Origin of the sequence: Halopseudomonas pertucinogena (genome assembly GCF_014646575.1) — a bacterium.
GTDB lineage: Bacteria > Pseudomonadota > Gammaproteobacteria > Pseudomonadales > Pseudomonadaceae > Halopseudomonas > Halopseudomonas pertucinogena.
Genome location: NZ_BMNN01000006.1, coordinates 1 through 17,341, shown reverse-complemented (window position 1 = coordinate 17,341; position 17,341 = coordinate 1). Strand labels below are relative to the sequence as shown.

Sequence of the window (17,341 nt, the reverse complement as noted above, 5' to 3'; positions counted from 1 at the left end):
CCTGCCGCGTAGTTTTGAGTGAGAGCATGGCTGATGGCGAAGAAAGCCAGGGTGGGCGTATTCACCATCAATCAGCAGGTGTTATTCAGGACGGATCACAAAGAGACATGTCACACCCGAGGGGCCTCTCGATACAACCATGAAATTTTCTTCGACTTTCTCAATCTCACCGACATATGTCCCCTTCATATCGTAAAACTCATCGCCGTCTGTGCGGTATATGAGGCCGCCTGCGGCGTCACGGACAAACTCATCGTGATCGATGCGTCCAACCCATCGCTCTAGCGGACCTCTTCCGGCGTAAACATCGAACCGCCCGTTAGATAGATCTACTGACATTTCGCATCCCTCTTTCTTTTGCTGGCCCCGCGCCAGTTTCAAAACGATATCTGCAGTGCCAGTGAATGGCCAGCTCTGTTTTGAGGACTGCCCCAATGACATCAATGAACACCCCTGCCCTGCTGTTCCGCGGGCAGTACGGCCTCCCCTTGTCTGAAATCGACGAAGAGATAAACGTCGACCTGTTTGCCGGTGGCGGCGGTGCCAGCACCGGGCTCGAGATGGGCCTGGGCCGGCCGGTACACATCGCTATCAACCACAACCCGGCGGCGATCAGCATGCACCAAGCGAATCACCCCGGCGCCCTGCACCTGCAAACGGATGTGTGGGAGGTCGACCCCGTCCAGGTGCTGGCCGGCCGGCGCTTGGGCTGGTTCCACGCCAGTCCAGATTGCACACACCACAGCCAGGCCGCCGGCGGTCAGCCCCGCAAAAAAGAGATCCGTGACCTGTCCTGGGTGACGATCAAGTGGGCCGGCATTGGCAAGCCGCGGATCATCAGCTTGGAGAACGTGAAGCAGATCCGGAGCTGGGGCCCTCTCATCGCGAAGCGCTGCAAGTTGACCCGGCGGGTAGTGAAGTTGGACGGCACCGTGGCGGCTCCTGGCGAGCGCGTGCCGCGTGAACAGCAGTTTCTGATACCAGATCCCAAGCGCCGGGGTTCTACTTGGAGGCGCTTCCTGGCTGAGCTGAAGGCGCTGGGCTACGAGGTCGAGTATCGCCTGCTGAAAGCCTGTGACTACGGCGCCCCGACCAGTCGGGAGCGGTTATTCCTGGTGGCGCGGCGTGACGGTCAGCCGATTGTCTGGCCTGAGCCGACCCATGCAGCGAAGCCGACCAAAGGCCAGCAGCCGTACCGCACCGCTGCGGAGTGCATTGACTGGAGCGTGCCCAGCCAAAGCATTTTTGGGCGCAAGCGGCCGCTGGCAGAAGCCACCATGCGAAGGATTGCCCGGGGCATTCAACGCGAGGTGATCGAGCGGGCCCAGCCGTTCATTGTGCCGATCGCAAACTGGTCCCGCGAGGCGGTGCATACCACGGATGCGCCGCTGAACACCATCACGGCGTGGCCGCGGGGCGGCTCGTTTGCGCTGGCCTCTCCGGTCATGGTCAGTGCTTCGCATGGTGAAGGCCGACCCGGAGGGGTCCAGCGCTGGGGCCGAGGCAGCAAAGCTGCAGATCAGCCAATCGGCACGGTTACCGCCGGGGGTAGCGGCGGCCATTCGGTAGCCACTGCTTTCCTTGCCCAGGCCAACGGCGGCTTCAACACCACGCACTCTAAGGGCATGGATGAACCCATGACGACCGTCACGAACACCGGTAGCCAGCAGCAGTTGGTCACCGCGTTCCTGTCTCGCCAGTTCGGCGCCAGCGTCGGCCAGGGTATCGATGAGCCCGCACCCACCGTTACCGCCGGCGGCGGGGGCAAATCGGCGCTGGTAGAGCTCAAGCTGTCGCAGGAGCAGCAGGAAGGCGCCCTGCGCTGCGCGGCATTCATGATCAACTACTACGGCAATGGAGACGCCCGAAGCGTCGAGCAGCCGCTCGACACTATCACCACCCGCGACCGCCTGGCTCTGGTCACCGTCTGGATCGGCGGCGACCCATACGTGATCGTCGATATCTGCCTGCGGATGCTGCAGCCCCATGAGCTGTACGCCGCCCAAGGCTTCCCATCGAACTACATCATCGACCGCGGTCACGACGGCCGCCGGTTCACCAAAACCGAGCAGGTCCATATGTGCGGCAACAGCGTCAGCCCGCCGCCCATGGCAGCCATCGCGGCAGCCAACAATCCCTGGGCCAAACCAGTGAGGAAGGCAGCATGACCAGAACCATCACAGCCCTGCACACCCTGCAGGACGGCCAGGCCGTAACGAACCTGGGCAACCTGCCAGGGCCGGACGACTACCTGACGAAAACCGAGCTGCTGGACATGGCCCGGCAGATCCACCAGCACGCGATCGATGCCCAGCGGATCACGGAGACGCCGGTGAGACATCCCGCCACGCCATGCTTTTTCGAGTATCCAGACGAGGTAGCGAGTCATGAATAACCATATTGCCGAGGCCAGCAAAAAGGTTGGCCGCCCGCAGATCCGCGAGATCTTCCTGCGCAACGGCGCCCGGATCGAGCCGGACCGGGACGATTTGCCCGACTGGATATATGAGGCGGCATTCGAGCTGCTGGAACTGGCCGCACCCGCTGTGCAGGGGGAGCCGGTGGCGGGCCGGCCTTTGCACCCTTCTCAAGTCCGGACTTTGCGCCGGAACGTGAAGCGTAACTGCCCACCAGAAATTTACGCCCTGCTCGACCAGGCGATAGCCGCCCCGCAGCCCGCAGAGCAGCAGGCACCTGCTGATTATTCACTCACGCCCGTACCCGATGAGCTGTTCGCCGCCGAGTTCCGTGCATGGTGGGAACAGCATGGGCAGTTCTGCCGGGCCGGTGGCGGTGACTACGAGCGCACTTTTGCCTTCGAGGCATGGCGTCACCTGTACCCGAAGCTAATGAAACTCCAGAAGGTTGCAGCAGAGCAGCAGCCCGCGCCGGACGTGGCGGGGCTGGTGGAAGATGCCGGGCCTCTGCCGTTCTGGAAGCCCTGCAATCCAGGCTGTGACCCGGAATTGAATGGGAGTCGCAGCAGACTTTGCGCAGATCTATGTGAAGCGGCGCGCGAAGCCCTCGCCGCCCATCGCAACCAAGGAGGCGGGGTATGAGCCTAGCTACTGGAGAACCAATCACTGCGGCGACCTGGGCCGACTTCGTAAAGCGCCTGCATCACACCTGCAAAGGTGATGGCGTTCAGGAGCATTGCACTGCCAGCGCCATCTTCACTGTTCAGGCTCGCCGGATCGTCTACGGCATCGATAGGGACTACACAGATAATCTCGTAGTCATCTGGGAGGATGACGAGTGGTTCAACCCGAAGGCGTACTGGGATGACGCTGATAGCGAGCAGCAGGCCACTCTCGACCTGGCCGCACTGGATGCTGAGGATTGCAACTTTCTTGACCTCGCCGAGCATGATCAGTGGGGCGTGCTTGGCGAGCTGGAGGACCACACGGTTACAGGATTTGCCGAATCGTGGGAACACATCAACTCCCACTTCACACGGGAGGCTGCCGAGGCGTTCATATCCAGGAAAAAGCACGACTACCCCAAGGGCCTGCGAGTTTTCGTCGATGCGCAGATCCACTGCTGGGAGTTCGAGGCGATCAAGGAAGGCATTCTGAACGGATATATCGGATTTATCGGGAAGCAGGAGCCCAGCCATGACAACTGACCTTTTCACAGACAGCCCCGAAGTCACCGAGCTGAAGGCCCGAAACAAGGAGCTGCGCCAGCGTCTGAAGCAGCAGACGGCAGCGCTGAAGTCCCTGCGGGCAGCGCTGGTGAGCTTGCACCTGGCCATGGAGGAAGTGGGCGAAGGCGCATTTCATGGCGACATGCTCGAGCAAGACGAGCTGCGCCGAGATAGCGCGCTGCCCTGATCATCCACACTCATCATTTTGAGCATCACCCTATAAGCCGGGAGGCAATCATGTTCCTGACTCATGAAGAAGTCTGTGAGTTGACCGGGGCAAGAACCAAAGCCGGTCAGCTGGAAAATTTGCGCCGGAACGGAGTTCGGCACACGATCAAGCGCAACGGATGGCCGAGCGTAACGAAGGCAGCGGTCATCCAAGGGCACGCCGACCAAGGGGAGCCGCTTGCGTGGAGGCCGAGGAAGGCATCTTAGAACAGAGGGAAATCTATGCGTATCGGGAAAATTCCCCGCTTCAGGGTTCGGAGGCGGGGCGATAAAACCTACTATTACTACGACACCGGTGGACGCAAAAACCGGAAAGAAATACCGCTGGGCAGTGACTACGGGCTCGCGATCATGAAATACGCAGAGTTCGAGCGTGACCGGACCGCCGACGCCCGAGTGCAAGAGGTAATCACTTTCAAGTACGTCGCTGACCGGTACCTGGTGGAGGTGCTGCCCACTAAATCCCCGGCAACCCAGAAGGACAACCTGCGCGAACTGAAAAACCTTCTGGCATTCTTCAATGACCCGCCCGCCCCGCTCGATGCGATCCAGCCCCAGCACGTGCGCCAGTATCTGAGATGGCGCAGCTCGGCGCCGGTACGTGCAAATCGGGAAAAAGCACTGCTGTCAGCAATCTGGAACTTTGCCAGGGAGATGGGCTATACGGCCTTGGCTAACCCGTGTGCCGGCGTGAAGGGAAACAAAGAAGCTGGCCGGGATGTGTACATTGAGGACTCGCTTTACAAGGCAGTGTATGACAAAGCGGAGGTCGGCCTCCAGGATGCAATGGATTTGGCCTATCTGACCGGTCAGCGTGTAACGGACGTGCGCTTGATGGACGAACGAGATATCAGGGATGGGCAAATCTGGATCAAGCAGGGAAAGACCTCGGCAAAGCGGCGCATCGAGCTGATGGGCGATTTAGCGGCGCTGATCAAGAGGATCAGAGCGCGCAAGGCCACCCATGTTGTCCGATCCACTCGACTGATCGTGACAGCAGAAGGCGAGCCGATGTCGTACAGCATGTTACGGACGCGATTTGATAAAGCACGTGAGGATGCAGGCGTGCCAAAAAGTGCGTTCCAGCTGCGTGATTTACGAGCCAAGGCGGCTACCGACAAGGCCGAGTCCAGCGGTGACATCGTCCAGGCTCGGGATCAGCTCGGACACACCACGGTAACTATGACAGAGCACTATGTGCGCAACCGGAAAGGGAAGAAAATCACACCGACAAAATAGAATGTGCGGAAAAGATCAAAATGTGCGGAAATGATGATGCTGTGAGGTAAGCTTACAAACTGCTCTAGAATGGTGCCCGGAGCCGGGGTCGAACCGGCACGAAGGTTACCCTTCGAGGGATTTTAAGTCCCTTGCGTCTACCAGTTTCGCCATCCGGGCTGGCTGGGCTTGCTGCTTGAAAATGGAGGCCGAGGTCGGAATCGAACCGGCGTTGACGGATTTGCAATCCGCTGCATGACCACTCTGCCACCCGGCCTCTAAAGGGGGCTGTCTGGCTGCGAACGCAGCCGGACGAAATTGGAGCGGGAAACGAGGCTCGAACTCGCGACCTCAACCTTGGCAAGGTTGCGCTCTACCAACTGAGCTATTCCCGCTTTGGAACGGCGCCCATTCTATCTTTCTCCGGCGCCCTGTCAAGTCATTGATTCGAAAAAGTTTATCGATCGTTGGTTTCAGTGCCTTCCGGGCGTAAATGGGGCCAGGCAGCGCTCAGGTAATTGACCATCGACCACAGCGTAAGCACAGCGGAAACGGCCAACAGCACATATCCGAGGATCACCCAGGCGCTGGCAGGTGCAGCCGGGTTGGCCAGGAGTACGATCAGGGCAACCATCTGCGCAGCGGTCTTGTACTTGCCCAGACTGGATACCGCCACCTGGGCGCGAGCGCCCATCTCCGCCATCCATTCACGCAGCGCGGAAATCACGATCTCACGCCCGATGATCACCACCGCCGGGGCGGTGACCCAGAAGTTCGCGTGGCTCTGCACCAGCAGTACCAGTGCCACCGCCACCATCAACTTGTCGGCTACCGGGTCGAGAAAGGCACCGAATGGCGTGCTCTGCTGCCATTTTCTGGCCAGGTAGCCGTCCAGCCAGTCGGTAACGCTGGCCAGGGTGAAGACGACGGCGGCGGCAAGATAGCTCCAGTGAAATGGCAGGTAGTAAAGAAGAATGAAGATGGGGATCAGGGCGACCCGCATCAGGGTAAGCATATTCGGTATGTTCATGACGGCTCTATGACATGGACGGTGACAGCATTCTAGTCGCTATGCAGGGCAGTATATATCTGTTCGGCCAGTTTTTTGCTGATGCCCGGCACTTTGGCTATTTCCGCTTCGCTCGCCCGCATCAGCTCCTGCAGACCCGCGAAGTGCCTGAGCAGCTCACGGCGACGTGTGGGGCCCACGCCGGGGATCCCTTCCAATGGCGAAGTGGTGCGGGTCTTGCTTCGACGCTGACGGTGGCCGGTAATCGCAAAGCGGTGAGCCTCATCGCGGATATGCTGGATGAGGTGCAGGGCCGGGGAGTGCCCGGGAAGCACCAGCTCATGATGCGGGTCGTTCAGATAGAGGGTCTCCAGGCCGGCCTTTCGGGTCACGCCCTTTGCCACTCCAAGCAGGGTCAGGTCATGGATGGCCAGTTCCTGCAGAACTTCCCGGGCCATCTTCATCTGCCCCTTGCCGCCATCCACCAGCAGGATATCCGGCATCTTGCCCTCGCCTTCCTTCAGTCGGGTGAAGCGACGCATCAGCACCTGATGCATTGCGGCGTAGTCATCTCCGGCTGTCACATCTTCGATGTTGTACCGCCGATAATCGCTTTTCAGTGGTCCTTCCGGGCCGAATACCACACAGGACGCCACCGTGGACTCCCCGCTGGTATGGCTGATGTCGTAGCACTCCAGCCGTGTTGGCATTTCATCCAGGCCGAGGGCTTCCTGAAGTGCTTCGAAGCGCGCCTGGATGTTCTGCCGGTTGCTGAGCATGGAGACCAGCGCCTGCTCGGCATTGGCCACCGCCATACCCTGCCAGCGGCTGCGGGTGCCCCGGACGTTATGGCTGAAGGTGACGGAGAAACCACGCGCCTGGGCAAGGGCGTCGGCGATGACCGGCAGGTCGTCGTGGACGGCGTTGACGATGATCTCTCCTGGCAACTCGCGCTCCGCCCCTCCCAGGTAATACTGCGGAAGAAAGGCTGCGAGCACCTCGCCGGGTGTCTGTTCAATCGGGACGCGGGGGAAATGGTTGCGGCTGCCCAGCACCCTGCCCTGCCTGACCATGATGACATGGACACAGGCACCGCCAGGCATGACGGCAGCGGCCACCACGTCCACGTTGCCATGCTCGGTATCAATGTTCTGCTGGTCCTGGACCCGCCGCAACTGGCCGATCTGGTCGCGCAGTTCCGCAGCACGCTCGAACTCGAGGTTCTGGGCTGCTGCCTCCATGGCGCGGGTCAGTTCGTCGGTAAGGGCGCTGCTGCGGCCCTCGAGGAACATGACCGAGTGCCGCACATCTTCGGCATATTCCTCTTCGCTGACAAATCCTACGCAGGGTGCCTTGCATCGCTTGATCTGATATTGCAGGCAGGGCCGCAGCCGATTCCGGAAGTAGCTGTCCTCGCACTGGCGAACCTTGAAGGTCTTCTGCAGCAGGCCGAGGCTCTCGCGGATAGCGCCGGCGCTTGGGTAGGGACCGAAATAACGCCCCTTGGCCTTCTTCGCGCCTCGGTGCAGACCCAGCCGCGGATAGGGGGCCTGGCTTGAAAGGTAGACGTAGGGGTAGGACTTATCGTCTCGCAGCAGAATGTTGTACGGTGGGCGCGCTGTCTTGATCAGGCTCTGCTCGAACAGCAGTGCCTCGGTCTCGTTGGCAGTGATGGTGGTATCAATATGCCGGACGCGTGTTACCAGCGCTGCTGTCTTGGGACTCAGTCCGGTCTTGCGAAAGTAGCTGGAAAGACGCTTCCTGAGATTCTTGGCCTTGCCTACATACAGCAACTGGCCGTCCGCATCGAACATCCGGTAGACGCCCGGCTTGCTGGTTACCGCCTTGAGGAAAGCAGTGGCATCGAAGGGGATCGTGGTCATGCCTGGTCGGATGAGGCGTCAATCATGCCGTGACGCACAGCCAGCAGCGTCAGCTCCACGTCGCTGCTGATGCCGAGCTTCTCGAAAATCCGGTAGCGGTAGGTGTTCACGGTCTTGGGGCTCAGGTGCAGTTTCTCCGAGATGCTCTGGACCTTTTCGCACCCCACGATCATTAATGCAATCTGCATTTCGCGCTCGGAAAGAGAATCAAAAGGGCCTTCCTGGCCGGAACCGTACATCCGGGTGAGCAGCAGCTGAGCGATGTCGGGACTGATATGGCGCTGGCCGGCGGCCACCTTGCGGATGGCATTGACCATTTCGTCCAACGGCGCCCCCTTGTTTACGTAGCCGACAGCGCCCGCCTGCATCAGCCGGCTCGGAAAGGGTTCTTCGTCACACACCGTAACCGCTATCACCTTGATGTTGCGGTCATACTGGAGCAGTTTCCGGGTAGCTTCCAGACCGCCGATGCCCGGCATGCGTACATCCATCAATATCACATCAGGTTTCAGTTCCCGGGCCTGACTGATGGCTTCTTCGCCGCTGCTGGCTTCGCCTATTATCGTCAACCCGGCCACATCACTGAGCATCCTGGATATGCCCATGCGTACCAGGTCGTGATCATCAACCACCAATACCTTGATCAAATCAAACCCCTTTCGTAAGCGCAACGGGCGATAGGATACCGTCTGCATTAACAGGTGACGGCATCACGATAGCAAATAGATGGAGTTTTGCGAAACGGATCACACCATGACTGGCCGGGCGGACGCCGGAGCGGACGCGCTGTCCGCGCTTTCAGAACTGACCTATTCCACCTAGGTCTCATTGGCGACCACGCGGAATTGGGCTGAACTGCTTGAGAGGTGCCAAATGCGCAAAGAACAGTCGTCTGATCAGCTTGGTCGAACCGCGGTGAAACAGAACATTCATGGCACCATGAATTTCCTGTTCGCACATTCGCCATTCGATCTCATGGAGCCCGGCCACCTGGCCTGGATGGTGGAGCGGTGCCAGCTGCGTTTCTTCGCCCGAGGTGACGCCATTATCCGTCCCACTGACGGGCCGGTAGAGTTCTTCCATATCGTCAAGCAGGGTCTGGTGCGCGGGGAGCGCCTGATAGCCGGGCAACCGGAGCCGGACACCACGTTCGAGATAAGCACGGGAGAGTGCTTTCCGCTGGCCGCGCTGATAGGCGGGCGGGCTACACGCACCGAGCATAAGGCAGCGGAAGACACTTTCTGCCTGATGCTCTCCCGCGCCGACTTCCTCCAATTGGTCAATCTCTCCCCTCCGTTCCGCGACTTTGCGCTGCGCGGGGTAAGCAGCCTGCTTGACCTGGTCAACAAACAGGCCCAGCGCGAAGCCCGGCAGACCCTTGGTTCCCTGTCACTGGACGAGTCGCTGGGCGCCATCGCCATCCGCCAACCGGTAACCGCCTCACCGGATACGCCCATCCAGCAGGCTGTCAGGCACATGCACGAAGCCTCCGTTGGCAGCGTCGTGATCACCAGCACAGCGGCGATGCCACTGGGGATATTCACCCTGCGTGATCTGCGTCGGCTGGTTGCTGAGGGCGCCATCGACCTGCAGGCTTCCATCGACAGGGTGATGACGCCCGCCCCCTATTGTCTGCCGTCCACCGCCAGCGCCTTTGACGCCGCCATGGCGATGACCCGAGAACATATCGGCCATATATGCGTGATGGAGGGAGAGCGACTGCTTGGCGTGGTCTCGGAACGGGACCTCTTCGCGCTGCAACGGGTCGATCTGGTCCATTTGGCAAGGGCCATAGCCAACAGTCCGGACGTCACCGAGCTGGTCAGACTGCGCCGCGAGATACACCGGCTGGTCGACAGCATGCTCGCCCACGGCGCATCAGCCAGTCAGCTGACCCATATCATCACCTTGCTGAATGATCAGACGGTCTGCAGGGTGATCGAGCTGTGCCTGCGTTCGCATGGCGATCCGCAGATACCGCCCTTTACCTGGCTGTGCTTCGGCAGCGAGGCGCGGGGCGAACAGACGCTGCATACCGATCAGGACAATGGCATCCTGTTCGAGGCGGAGGATGATCGGCAGGCCGAGTCTATTCGTCAGCAACTGCTGCCGCTGGCGCGCAGGATCAATCAGACACTGGCCGAATGCGGCTTTGCCCTCTGCCCCGGCAACATCATGGCGAGCAATCCACAGCTGTGTCTGTCCCGCCGCGAATGGCACAGGCGCTTTGCCCAGTGCATCCGCTCGGCCACCCCGGGGAATCTGCTGGCATCGTCCATTTTTTTCGATCTGCGAGCCGTATGGGGTGACACGTCCGCCGCCAGCAGCCTGTTCGAGGACGTGCTGGCGATGATTGCCGACGCCCCGGATTTCCAGCATCTGCTGGCCCGTAACGCGCTGGGCAACCGTCCGCCGGTGGGCTTTTTCCGCGAGTTCGTCATGCCAGGCAGTGGACAGCACCGCCATACTCTGGATCTCAAAATCCAGGGGCTGGCCCCCTTTGTGGATGCGGTACGGGTTCTTGCGCTTGCCAATGGAGTACAGGCCACCGGCACGCTGCAGCGACTCGACGAACTGCGCAACCGTCAACTGATCGGCAGACTGGATGCTGAAGCCTACGATGAGGCTTACCAATTCATCCAGCTGTTGCGCATGCAACAGCACCAATTGCAGGAAGAGCAACAGTTGCCCTATAGCAACCGCCTCGACCCGGCGACACTGAACCAGCTGGACAGGCGCATATTGCGAGAGTCTTTGCGCCAGGCTCGCCGACTGCAGGCCAGTCTTGCCATGCGATATCAACTGTGAAGATCCATCGGCTATTTCGACAAAAAGCCGGGGGACACTCGGCGCTGCCGTCACCCCAGGCGCTGGATAGCTGTCCTGTGGTTAAGGCCCGTCTGGTGGTGGTGGACCTTGAAACGACCGGTCTGGATATCCATCGCGACGAGATTCTATCCATCGGTGCGGTCGCCATCGAAAACGGAGCGCTGCGTATGGGGGACCAGTTTGAATGCACCCTGTACCGGGCTCACCTGCGGGCAAACGAAGCGACCGTGCTGCATGAAATCAGCCCGCAGCGGATGCAGCGCGGCGTCCCCGCAGCGGTGGCGCTTCGAACCTTTCTCAACTGGGCTGGCCCCTGCGTTATGGTTGCCTTTCATGCCCGCTTCGAGCAGCGGATGCTCGCCCGCTGCGCTCAGGAAGAGTTAAGGCTGCGTCTGGAGCATCGCTACCTTGACGTAGCGGAGCTGGCGCCCATGCTGTTTCCGGAAGCGGCTCAGGAGTGCCACACGCTCGATGATTGGCAGCGTTATTTCCGGCTGACCAACAGTGAGCGCCACAACGCGGCAGCCGATGCGCAGACCACTGCGGAAATTCTCCTCATCCTTCTAAACCGCCTTGCCAGAGAAGGAACCCAGTCACTCGCTGAACTGAACAATCGCCTCTCGACCTGGCGCCGATTGAACCGCGGACGGTTGTCGCGCCTCTAAACCCTCTCAGAGTCTTCATGGTCGATTGCCGACTGATCGGTCGCTGAGCAGTTTTCGCAAGTTTAGGTTTTTAAATGTAATTATGGCCACTTCAGCGATCCTGAGTCGTGGCGCAGCCAGACAAATCCTGATAGTTTCGCGCCTCTGTTAAAACAAGTAGGAACAGTACCGATGATCAAACGCACCTGGTTCAAGGGCTCACTGGCAGTAGCCGTCGCCATGGCCTCTGGACAAATCATGGCCAACGGCCTCGCGGTCAACGAACAAAGCGTCAGCGGCATGGGCACCTCCTTCGCCGGCCGCTCCTCTTCCGCCCAGGACGCCAGCACCGTATTCGGCAACCCTGCCGGCATGTCACGCCTGCAGCGCGCGGAGATCAGCGGTGGTGTTGCTGCCATCTGGCCCGAGACGGATATCGAAGCCTCTCCTGATAATGCTGCGCCAGGAACAAACAAGGGCAATATTGCACCGGACGCACAAGTACCCTTCGCCTATTATGTACGACCACTGGACGAGAAATGGCATTTTGGACTGGGCCTGTATGTGCCGTTCGGTGTGATCAGCGATTACGAAAAGTCGTTTCAGGGTCGGGACCATGGTTTATACAGCAAGGTACAGGTAACCACCCTGCAGCCCACCCTGAGCTACCGCATCAATGATCGAGTTTCCGTCGGCTTCGGTCCTACCATTAACAAGATCGATGGCAAACTGACGAGCAATCCGACCACAAGTCTCGGCCTCCCGGATTCCTATGTCCGAATCAAGGGCGACGATATTGCTTATGGTTTCAACCTGGGCGTGCTGGTTGACGTAACCGAGCGCCTCACCTGGGGCCTGAGCTACCGCTCCAAAGTGGACTACGAGCTGGAAGGTCATATCTCCTACTCCGACTTTCCACAGGGGTTCGGCTACGAAGGTCGACATGACGGCACCGTCGATATCACCATGCCAGAGTCGGTGGACACTTCCATCACCTACCGCGCCAATGACAAATGGACACTGTACGCAGGCTCAACCTGGACACGCTGGAGTCGCCTGAAAGAACTGGAGGTTGTTCATGAAGGCCCTCAGCCAAACCCGCTGGAGCCGTTGAACTGGGAAAACTCCTGGGCTCATGCGGTCGGAGTTTCCTATCAGGTTGCCCCTGCGGTGGTCCTGCGCAGCGGTTTCGCCATGGATGCATCTCCGACCAGCAATGCACATCGTACCGTGCGCATCCCGGTCAGCAACCGCAAGATCTACTCACTTGGCCTGGGTTGGAACATTGATCCGGACTGGACCCTGGACGTCGCCTACGCCTATGTAGACGAAAGCAAGGGGCGTGTGGAACAGGCCGGGAACTTCCCCACAGCGGAATACAACGCCCAGTATGAGAACAGCGCCCACGGCCTTGGCGTCCAGTTGACCCACCGCTTCTGACCCTCAGTAAGCATTATGCAGAGCGCCCCGGCAAGCCGGGGCGCTCTGCATTCAACTCTCGGTAAACGTGCGGTTGTGACAGCATCTAACCCTGTGTACCGGGCGCCGGATCAGTTTCCGGATCATGCAGATTGCCTTCACGGGGAACAGTATTCTCCGGCTCTGCCGAAGGCGGCATGGCATCGGGCTCGTCAATCCGATCGTCGGCATCCGGTCCACAACCGGCAAGCAACAGTGCGAAAAAGGGAATCAACAGAAAAGTCGGTCGCATGGGGATCTCCTCGAATGGGATGGATACCTGAGTTTGGACCGACATCTAGGGGTGAAGTGCGGATTGGTTGCGCACCGGCAGCGCCAGACTACCGGTGCGAGAAGTTGGCGGAGGATCAGGGATTCGAACCCTGGAAGGGCGTTAACCCTTGCCGGTTTTCAAGACCGGTGCATTCAACCGCTCTGCCAACCCTCCACGGCGGGCAATACTACCGGAAACTTCACCGCAGTCAATCACAAAAGACGCATCAGGTAACGTTTTTCGCCCTTGGCTGTTTTGCTTGATGCGTCTTAGCTAGTATGATCGGAAATCAATAACATCCGCGTGAAACACCATTGGAGCGACCAACCATGCAAATGCAAGATCGTCATCAAAGCCTGCAGCAGGCCGGCGTAAACGAGGCGGAAGTAAGCAAACTGTTTCGCAACACCTACTCGTTGCTGGCCATGACCCTGGCCTTCAGCGCCGTGGTGGCCTTCATTTCCATGAGCCTGCGGCTCCCCCACCCCGGCCTGATCCTCACCCTCGTCGGGTTCTACGGACTGTTGTTCGGTATCCACAAGACTCGCAACTCCGGCATGGGGCTCGTACTGACCTTCGCCCTCACCGGCTTCATGGGCTACACACTTGGGCCGCTGCTCAACATGTACCTCGGGCTGCCCAATGGCGGCCAGATCGTCTCCATGGCGCTCGGCATGACCGCCTTGGTGTTTTTCGGTCTGTCGGCCTATGCGATCATGACCCGCAAGGACTTCAGCTTCCTGTCCGGTTTCATCATGGCCGGTTTCGTCGTCCTGCTCTGCGCTGTGGTTGCCAGCTTCTTCGTCCAGATGAGCGGGCTTCAGCTGGCCATTTCGGCCGGCTTCGTACTGTTTTCCTCCGCTGTGATTCTGTATCAGACCAGTGCCATCATCCATGGCGGTGAAGACAACTATATTCTGGCCACAGTCACCCTGTTCGTTTCCATCTACAACCTCTTCCTCAGCCTGTTGCAGCTGCTGGGTGTGTTCAGCAGCGACTGAACCGGCCTCATCGGCTATAATCCGGAGGCTCGCCATTGGCGAGCCTCCTTGTTTCTCTCTGGTGAATTGCCAACCCCATGAATTTTGCCATTGCCCTGTTGGCGGGACCACAAGACCCCGCTGCTCGCAGTGCCCTGGAATTTGCCCGGGCCGTACTCGCCTCCGGCCACCGGATAAGCCGTTTATTCTTTTATCGGGATGCCGTGCAGCTGGCTTCGGCCCTGGGCGTCCAGCCCCAGGACGAGAAGGACATCAGCGCGGAGTGGCGAGAATTCATCGCAGAGCATCAGCTTGATGCCGTGGTCTGCATTGCCGCCGCGCTGCGCCGCGGTATCCTGAACAAGGCCGAGGCCGATCGCTGGGATCGCCCGGTTGCCAATACCGACGCCCCCTGGGAGTTCTCTGGCCTGGGGCAATGGGTCGACGCGCTGCAGACCGCTGACCGTGCGATCACATTCGGAACCTGACATGAAAAGCCTGTTGGTCATCAGCCGCCACCCGCCCACCCGGAGGCAGGCCCGTGAAGCACTCGACGTGGTACTTTCTGCCGCTGCCTTCGGAGTGCCCTGCGGCATTCTGTTCATGGATGACGGGGTCTTTCAACTGCTCAAAGGGCAGGACGCAGCCCTGATCGACCAGAAGTCGCTGGCTGCCAACCTGCAGGCGCTTTCGCTCTACGGAGTGGAAGACATATTGGTCTGCCAGCACTCCCTCGGGGAGCGGGGCCTCCAGGTCAGTCAGTGCATCCTGGACGCCCGCGTGATGAACAATGCCGAACTTGCCGGCCTGATCGAGCATTACGATCAGGTGCTGTCTCTCTGAAGAGGGCTGACCGATGCTGCATATCCTGCGCCATTCCCCCCACGCGCAATCCTGCTTTGCCAGTTGCCTGCGCACCATCAATGCGGGCCAGAGCCTTCTGCTGATAGAAGATGCCGTTTATGGGCTGTTTCCCGGTACATCCAGCCGCAGCGCGCTGGAATACCTGCCTGCTACTGTCAGACTCTATGCTCTCGACGTCGACCTCCAGGCCCGGGGCCTTGCTCTGGACGATGTTCCGACCAGAGCAACGATCATCAATTATGCAATGATGGTCGAGCTCACGGTCGAGCATCACAAGGTGGTGAGCTGGTGAGTATCCTGCAGATCGACGGCAAACACATAGAACTCGACGCCGAGGGGTTTCTGGTTCACCTGTCCGACTGGTCGGAAGCAGTGGCGCACCATCTCGCCCGGAGCGAGGGACTGGAATTGAGCGCGGCGCATCTGGAAATTTTATATCTCCTGCGTCAGTTCCACTCTCAGTTTCAACTGTCGCCGGCCATGCGACCACTGGTGAAATATGTAGCTCAGGAGCTGGGAAAGGAAAAAGGCAGCAGCATGTACCTGCTCTCGCTATTTCCGGGCAGCCCGGCCAAACTGGCAAGCAAACTTGCCGGCCTGCCAAAGCCGGACAACTGCCTATAACCCGATAAAGCAGGTTGCGATGGAATATCTGCACAGTGTCGTCGGTTGGATCTACGCGGGCCTCTACTGGCTGGTCATCGCAGCGGTCACCATTCGCATCATTGCACGACGGCGGCCTGTCAGCGTCACGCTGGCGTGGCTGCTGATCATCTATATCGTTCCCTTCATCGGAGCAATCCTGTACATCCTGTTCGGCGAACTCAACCTGGGACGAAAGCGCGCCTCCCGGTCCGGACAGATGCTGGAACCCTATCTCAATAATCTGACGACCCAGTTTCAGGGTTACGCAGGAGCGTTGCCGGGGGGTGAGCTGGGTCTTGCCATCAATCGGCTGATGGATACCCAGGTGGGCATAGGTGCGCTCAACTATGGTGACCTGGAAGTGCTCTGCACTCCTCAGCAGATATTCGAGAGGATGCTCCAAGACGTCCGCCACGCCCGCCGCAGCGTCAACCTGGAGACTTATATCTGGCATCCGGGCGGTTACGTCGAATTGCTGACCGATGAACTGATCAATGCCGCACGCCGCGGCGTCAAGATCAAGCTTCTGATAGATCACGCCGGCAGCCGACGCTTTTTCCGGTCGCGCTCATGTCAGGCCATGAGGGCCGCTGGCATAAAAGTGGTCGCCGCCCTCCCCGTGCGCCTCTTCCGCGCCCTGGTGCAAAGGATCGATCTGCGCATGCACCGCAAATTGCTGGTCATAGACGACTGCATCGCTTACACCGGCTCGATGAATATCGCCGACCCGGCGTACTTCAAACGGGAAGCCCGCGTCGGCCAGTGGATCGACATGATGCTGCGGCTGGAGGGTGAGGCGGCTGCCGGACTGGCAAAGGTTTTCGCCTGGGATTGGGAGGTCGAGACCGGAGAACGGGAATTCCCCCTGATGAAGGAGGAGCGTGGTGAGCCCCGGCATTGGTTGTCGATCATCCCTTCCGGCCCAGGCCTCGGGGATCTGATAAACCAGACCGTACTGGTCAGTATCTATCGAGCCAACGAAAGTATCGTGATCAGCACACCGTATTTCGTCCCTTCTGAATCGGTGCTCGAGGCGCTCTGCCAGGCGGCAGAACGCGGCGTGGAAGTAAAGCTGCTGGTGCCCCGCAAGAACGACTCGCTGATGGTGGGCTGGGCTAGCCGATCCTATTTCGATGTTCTGCTGGAATCGGGTGTGCAGATCCTCTTATTCGATGGCGGCCTCCTGCATACCAAAGCCATGCTCATGGACAACAAACTGGCCCTGGTGGGCAGCGTCAATCTGGATATCCGCAGCTTCCAGCTCAACTTCGAGCTCACTGTCGCTCTCTTTGCACCGGATAGCTGCGAAGAAGTAGGTCAGCTCCTGAGCAGCTACGAAACCGTCAGCGAGCGCCTCGAACCAGAACGCTGGGGCCAGCGCAAAAAGCCAGCCCGGGTGCTGGAACGGTTGATGTTCTTCATGAGCCCGCTGCTCTGACGGCTTCGCCCTGACACGACTTCCAGTGTCATCATTGCAGCGCCTGAACGAGGGGGCTGCGCTAACGGCTACAAAAGTCTTCCCGCAGCCAGCCCCAGGGCCAACATCAACCCACCGCCTCTTGGCACGCCGCTCCTGCGCGATGGGGAGCCACCAAGAAAAAACCCCGACCTGTTTCCAGATCGGGGTTTCCTGTTTGAAGCTTGACGATGATTCCAATGCTCT

Annotated in this window: 21 protein-coding genes and 4 tRNA genes; 17 read left to right on the top strand and 8 right to left on the bottom strand. The window is 59.6% G+C overall.

Going from position 1 to position 17,341, the window contains the following annotated elements:
* Positions 1-33 precede the first annotated feature (33 nt).
* The 8 genes from IEW63_RS12110 (at position 34) to IEW63_RS12075 (ending at position 5,113) form a co-directional block, all read left to right on the top strand.
* Positions 34-285, top strand: coding sequence for a hypothetical protein (locus IEW63_RS12110; RefSeq protein WP_188636892.1), 252 nt, complete (start codon positions 34-36; stop codon positions 283-285).
* A 149-nt stretch (positions 286-434) separates the two neighbouring features.
* The gene (locus tag IEW63_RS12105; RefSeq protein WP_188636891.1) at positions 435-2,168 is read left to right on the top strand and encodes a DNA cytosine methyltransferase; all 1,734 of its coding nucleotides are present in this window, start codon (positions 435-437) and stop codon (positions 2,166-2,168) included.
* On the top strand, positions 2,165-2,395 hold the full coding sequence (locus IEW63_RS12100) for a hypothetical protein (RefSeq protein ID WP_188636890.1): 231 nt from the start codon (positions 2,165-2,167) through the stop codon (positions 2,393-2,395). Before IEW63_RS12105 ends, IEW63_RS12100 begins: the two co-directional genes overlap by 4 nt.
* Positions 2,388-3,059: a hypothetical protein gene (locus tag IEW63_RS12095; RefSeq protein ID WP_188636889.1), complete on the top strand. Its 672-nt coding sequence runs from the start codon at positions 2,388-2,390 to the stop codon at positions 3,057-3,059. The genes IEW63_RS12100 and IEW63_RS12095 overlap by 8 nt, the downstream gene beginning before the upstream one ends.
* Entirely contained in the window at positions 3,056-3,625 is a 570-nt protein-coding gene (locus tag IEW63_RS12090; protein WP_188636888.1) for a hypothetical protein, read from the top strand. Before IEW63_RS12095 ends, IEW63_RS12090 begins: the two co-directional genes overlap by 4 nt.
* On the top strand, positions 3,615-3,833 hold the full coding sequence (locus IEW63_RS12085) for a hypothetical protein (protein WP_188636887.1): 219 nt from the start codon (positions 3,615-3,617) through the stop codon (positions 3,831-3,833). The genes IEW63_RS12090 and IEW63_RS12085 overlap by 11 nt, the downstream gene beginning before the upstream one ends.
* Positions 3,834-3,883: 50 nt before the next feature.
* Positions 3,884-4,081, top strand: coding sequence for a DUF4224 domain-containing protein (locus IEW63_RS12080; protein ID WP_188636886.1), 198 nt, complete (start codon positions 3,884-3,886; stop codon positions 4,079-4,081).
* A gap of 15 nt (positions 4,082-4,096) precedes the next feature.
* On the top strand, positions 4,097-5,113 hold the full coding sequence (locus IEW63_RS12075; RefSeq protein WP_188636885.1) for a tyrosine-type recombinase/integrase: 1,017 nt from the start codon (positions 4,097-4,099) through the stop codon (positions 5,111-5,113).
* Positions 5,114-5,183: 70 nt separating this feature from the next.
* On the opposite strand, the gene IEW63_RS12070 is transcribed toward IEW63_RS12075, so the two are convergent.
* The 6 genes from IEW63_RS12070 to uvrY all read right to left on the bottom strand — a co-directional run bounded on the left by IEW63_RS12070 (position 5,184) and on the right by uvrY (position 8,631).
* Positions 5,184-5,272, bottom strand: a tRNA-Leu gene (locus tag IEW63_RS12070).
* 23 nt (positions 5,273-5,295) lie between these two features.
* Positions 5,296-5,369 (bottom strand) — tRNA-Cys (locus IEW63_RS12065).
* A gap of 42 nt (positions 5,370-5,411) precedes the next feature.
* Positions 5,412-5,487 (bottom strand) — tRNA-Gly (locus IEW63_RS12060).
* A gap of 62 nt (positions 5,488-5,549) precedes the next feature.
* Positions 5,550-6,122, bottom strand: coding sequence for a CDP-diacylglycerol--glycerol-3-phosphate 3-phosphatidyltransferase (gene pgsA / locus IEW63_RS12055; RefSeq protein ID WP_188636884.1), 573 nt, complete (start codon positions 6,120-6,122; stop codon positions 5,550-5,552).
* A gap of 32 nt (positions 6,123-6,154) precedes the next feature.
* Complete coding sequence (gene uvrC, locus IEW63_RS12050; RefSeq protein WP_188636883.1) at positions 6,155-7,984, bottom strand: excinuclease ABC subunit UvrC; 1,830 nt, start codon at positions 7,982-7,984, stop codon at positions 6,155-6,157.
* Positions 7,981-8,631, bottom strand: coding sequence for a UvrY/SirA/GacA family response regulator transcription factor (gene uvrY / locus IEW63_RS12045; RefSeq protein WP_188636882.1), 651 nt, complete (start codon positions 8,629-8,631; stop codon positions 7,981-7,983). Before uvrY ends, uvrC begins: the two co-directional genes overlap by 4 nt.
* Positions 8,632-8,857: 226 nt before the next feature.
* On the opposite strand from uvrY, the gene IEW63_RS12040 reads away from it, so the two are divergent.
* The 3 genes from IEW63_RS12040 to IEW63_RS12030 all read left to right on the top strand — a co-directional run bounded on the left by IEW63_RS12040 (position 8,858) and on the right by IEW63_RS12030 (position 12,897).
* Positions 8,858-10,792, top strand: a complete 1,935-nt coding sequence (locus IEW63_RS12040) for a DUF294 nucleotidyltransferase-like domain-containing protein (protein ID WP_188636881.1) — start codon at positions 8,858-8,860, stop codon at positions 10,790-10,792.
* Positions 10,789-11,478, top strand: a complete 690-nt coding sequence (locus IEW63_RS12035; RefSeq protein ID WP_188636880.1) for a 3'-5' exonuclease — start codon at positions 10,789-10,791, stop codon at positions 11,476-11,478. Before IEW63_RS12040 ends, IEW63_RS12035 begins: the two co-directional genes overlap by 4 nt.
* A gap of 174 nt (positions 11,479-11,652) precedes the next feature.
* Positions 11,653-12,897: an OmpP1/FadL family transporter gene (locus IEW63_RS12030; protein WP_188637042.1), complete on the top strand. Its 1,245-nt coding sequence runs from the start codon at positions 11,653-11,655 to the stop codon at positions 12,895-12,897.
* A gap of 85 nt (positions 12,898-12,982) precedes the next feature.
* On the opposite strand, the gene IEW63_RS12025 is transcribed toward IEW63_RS12030, so the two are convergent.
* Positions 12,983-13,168 (bottom strand): hypothetical protein, encoded by a 186-nt coding sequence (locus IEW63_RS12025; protein ID WP_188636879.1) that lies wholly within the window; start codon positions 13,166-13,168, stop codon positions 12,983-12,985.
* A gap of 105 nt (positions 13,169-13,273) precedes the next feature.
* Positions 13,274-13,363 (bottom strand) — tRNA-Ser (locus IEW63_RS12020).
* Between the two features lie 161 nt (positions 13,364-13,524).
* Here IEW63_RS12020 and IEW63_RS12015 point away from each other — a divergent pair.
* From IEW63_RS12015 to cls, 6 genes are all read left to right on the top strand, one after another.
* On the top strand, positions 13,525-14,190 hold the full coding sequence (locus tag IEW63_RS12015; RefSeq protein WP_188637041.1) for a Bax inhibitor-1/YccA family protein: 666 nt from the start codon (positions 13,525-13,527) through the stop codon (positions 14,188-14,190).
* 77 nt (positions 14,191-14,267) lie between these two features.
* A complete protein-coding gene (tusD, locus tag IEW63_RS12010; RefSeq protein ID WP_188636878.1) occupies positions 14,268-14,657 on the top strand; it encodes a sulfurtransferase complex subunit TusD in 390 nt (129 codons plus the stop codon).
* Between the two features lies 1 nt (position 14,658).
* A complete protein-coding gene (gene tusC, locus IEW63_RS12005) occupies positions 14,659-15,012 on the top strand; it encodes a sulfurtransferase complex subunit TusC (protein WP_188636877.1) in 354 nt (117 codons plus the stop codon).
* A 13-nt stretch (positions 15,013-15,025) separates the two neighbouring features.
* A complete protein-coding gene (gene tusB, locus IEW63_RS12000) occupies positions 15,026-15,325 on the top strand; it encodes a sulfurtransferase complex subunit TusB (RefSeq protein WP_188636876.1) in 300 nt (99 codons plus the stop codon).
* On the top strand, positions 15,322-15,657 hold the full coding sequence (locus IEW63_RS11995; RefSeq protein WP_188636875.1) for a TusE/DsrC/DsvC family sulfur relay protein: 336 nt from the start codon (positions 15,322-15,324) through the stop codon (positions 15,655-15,657). The genes tusB and IEW63_RS11995 overlap by 4 nt, the downstream gene beginning before the upstream one ends.
* 19 nt (positions 15,658-15,676) lie before the next feature.
* Positions 15,677-17,116: a cardiolipin synthase gene (gene cls, locus IEW63_RS11990; protein ID WP_188636874.1), complete on the top strand. Its 1,440-nt coding sequence runs from the start codon at positions 15,677-15,679 to the stop codon at positions 17,114-17,116.
* Positions 17,117-17,341: the final 225 nt, after the last annotated feature.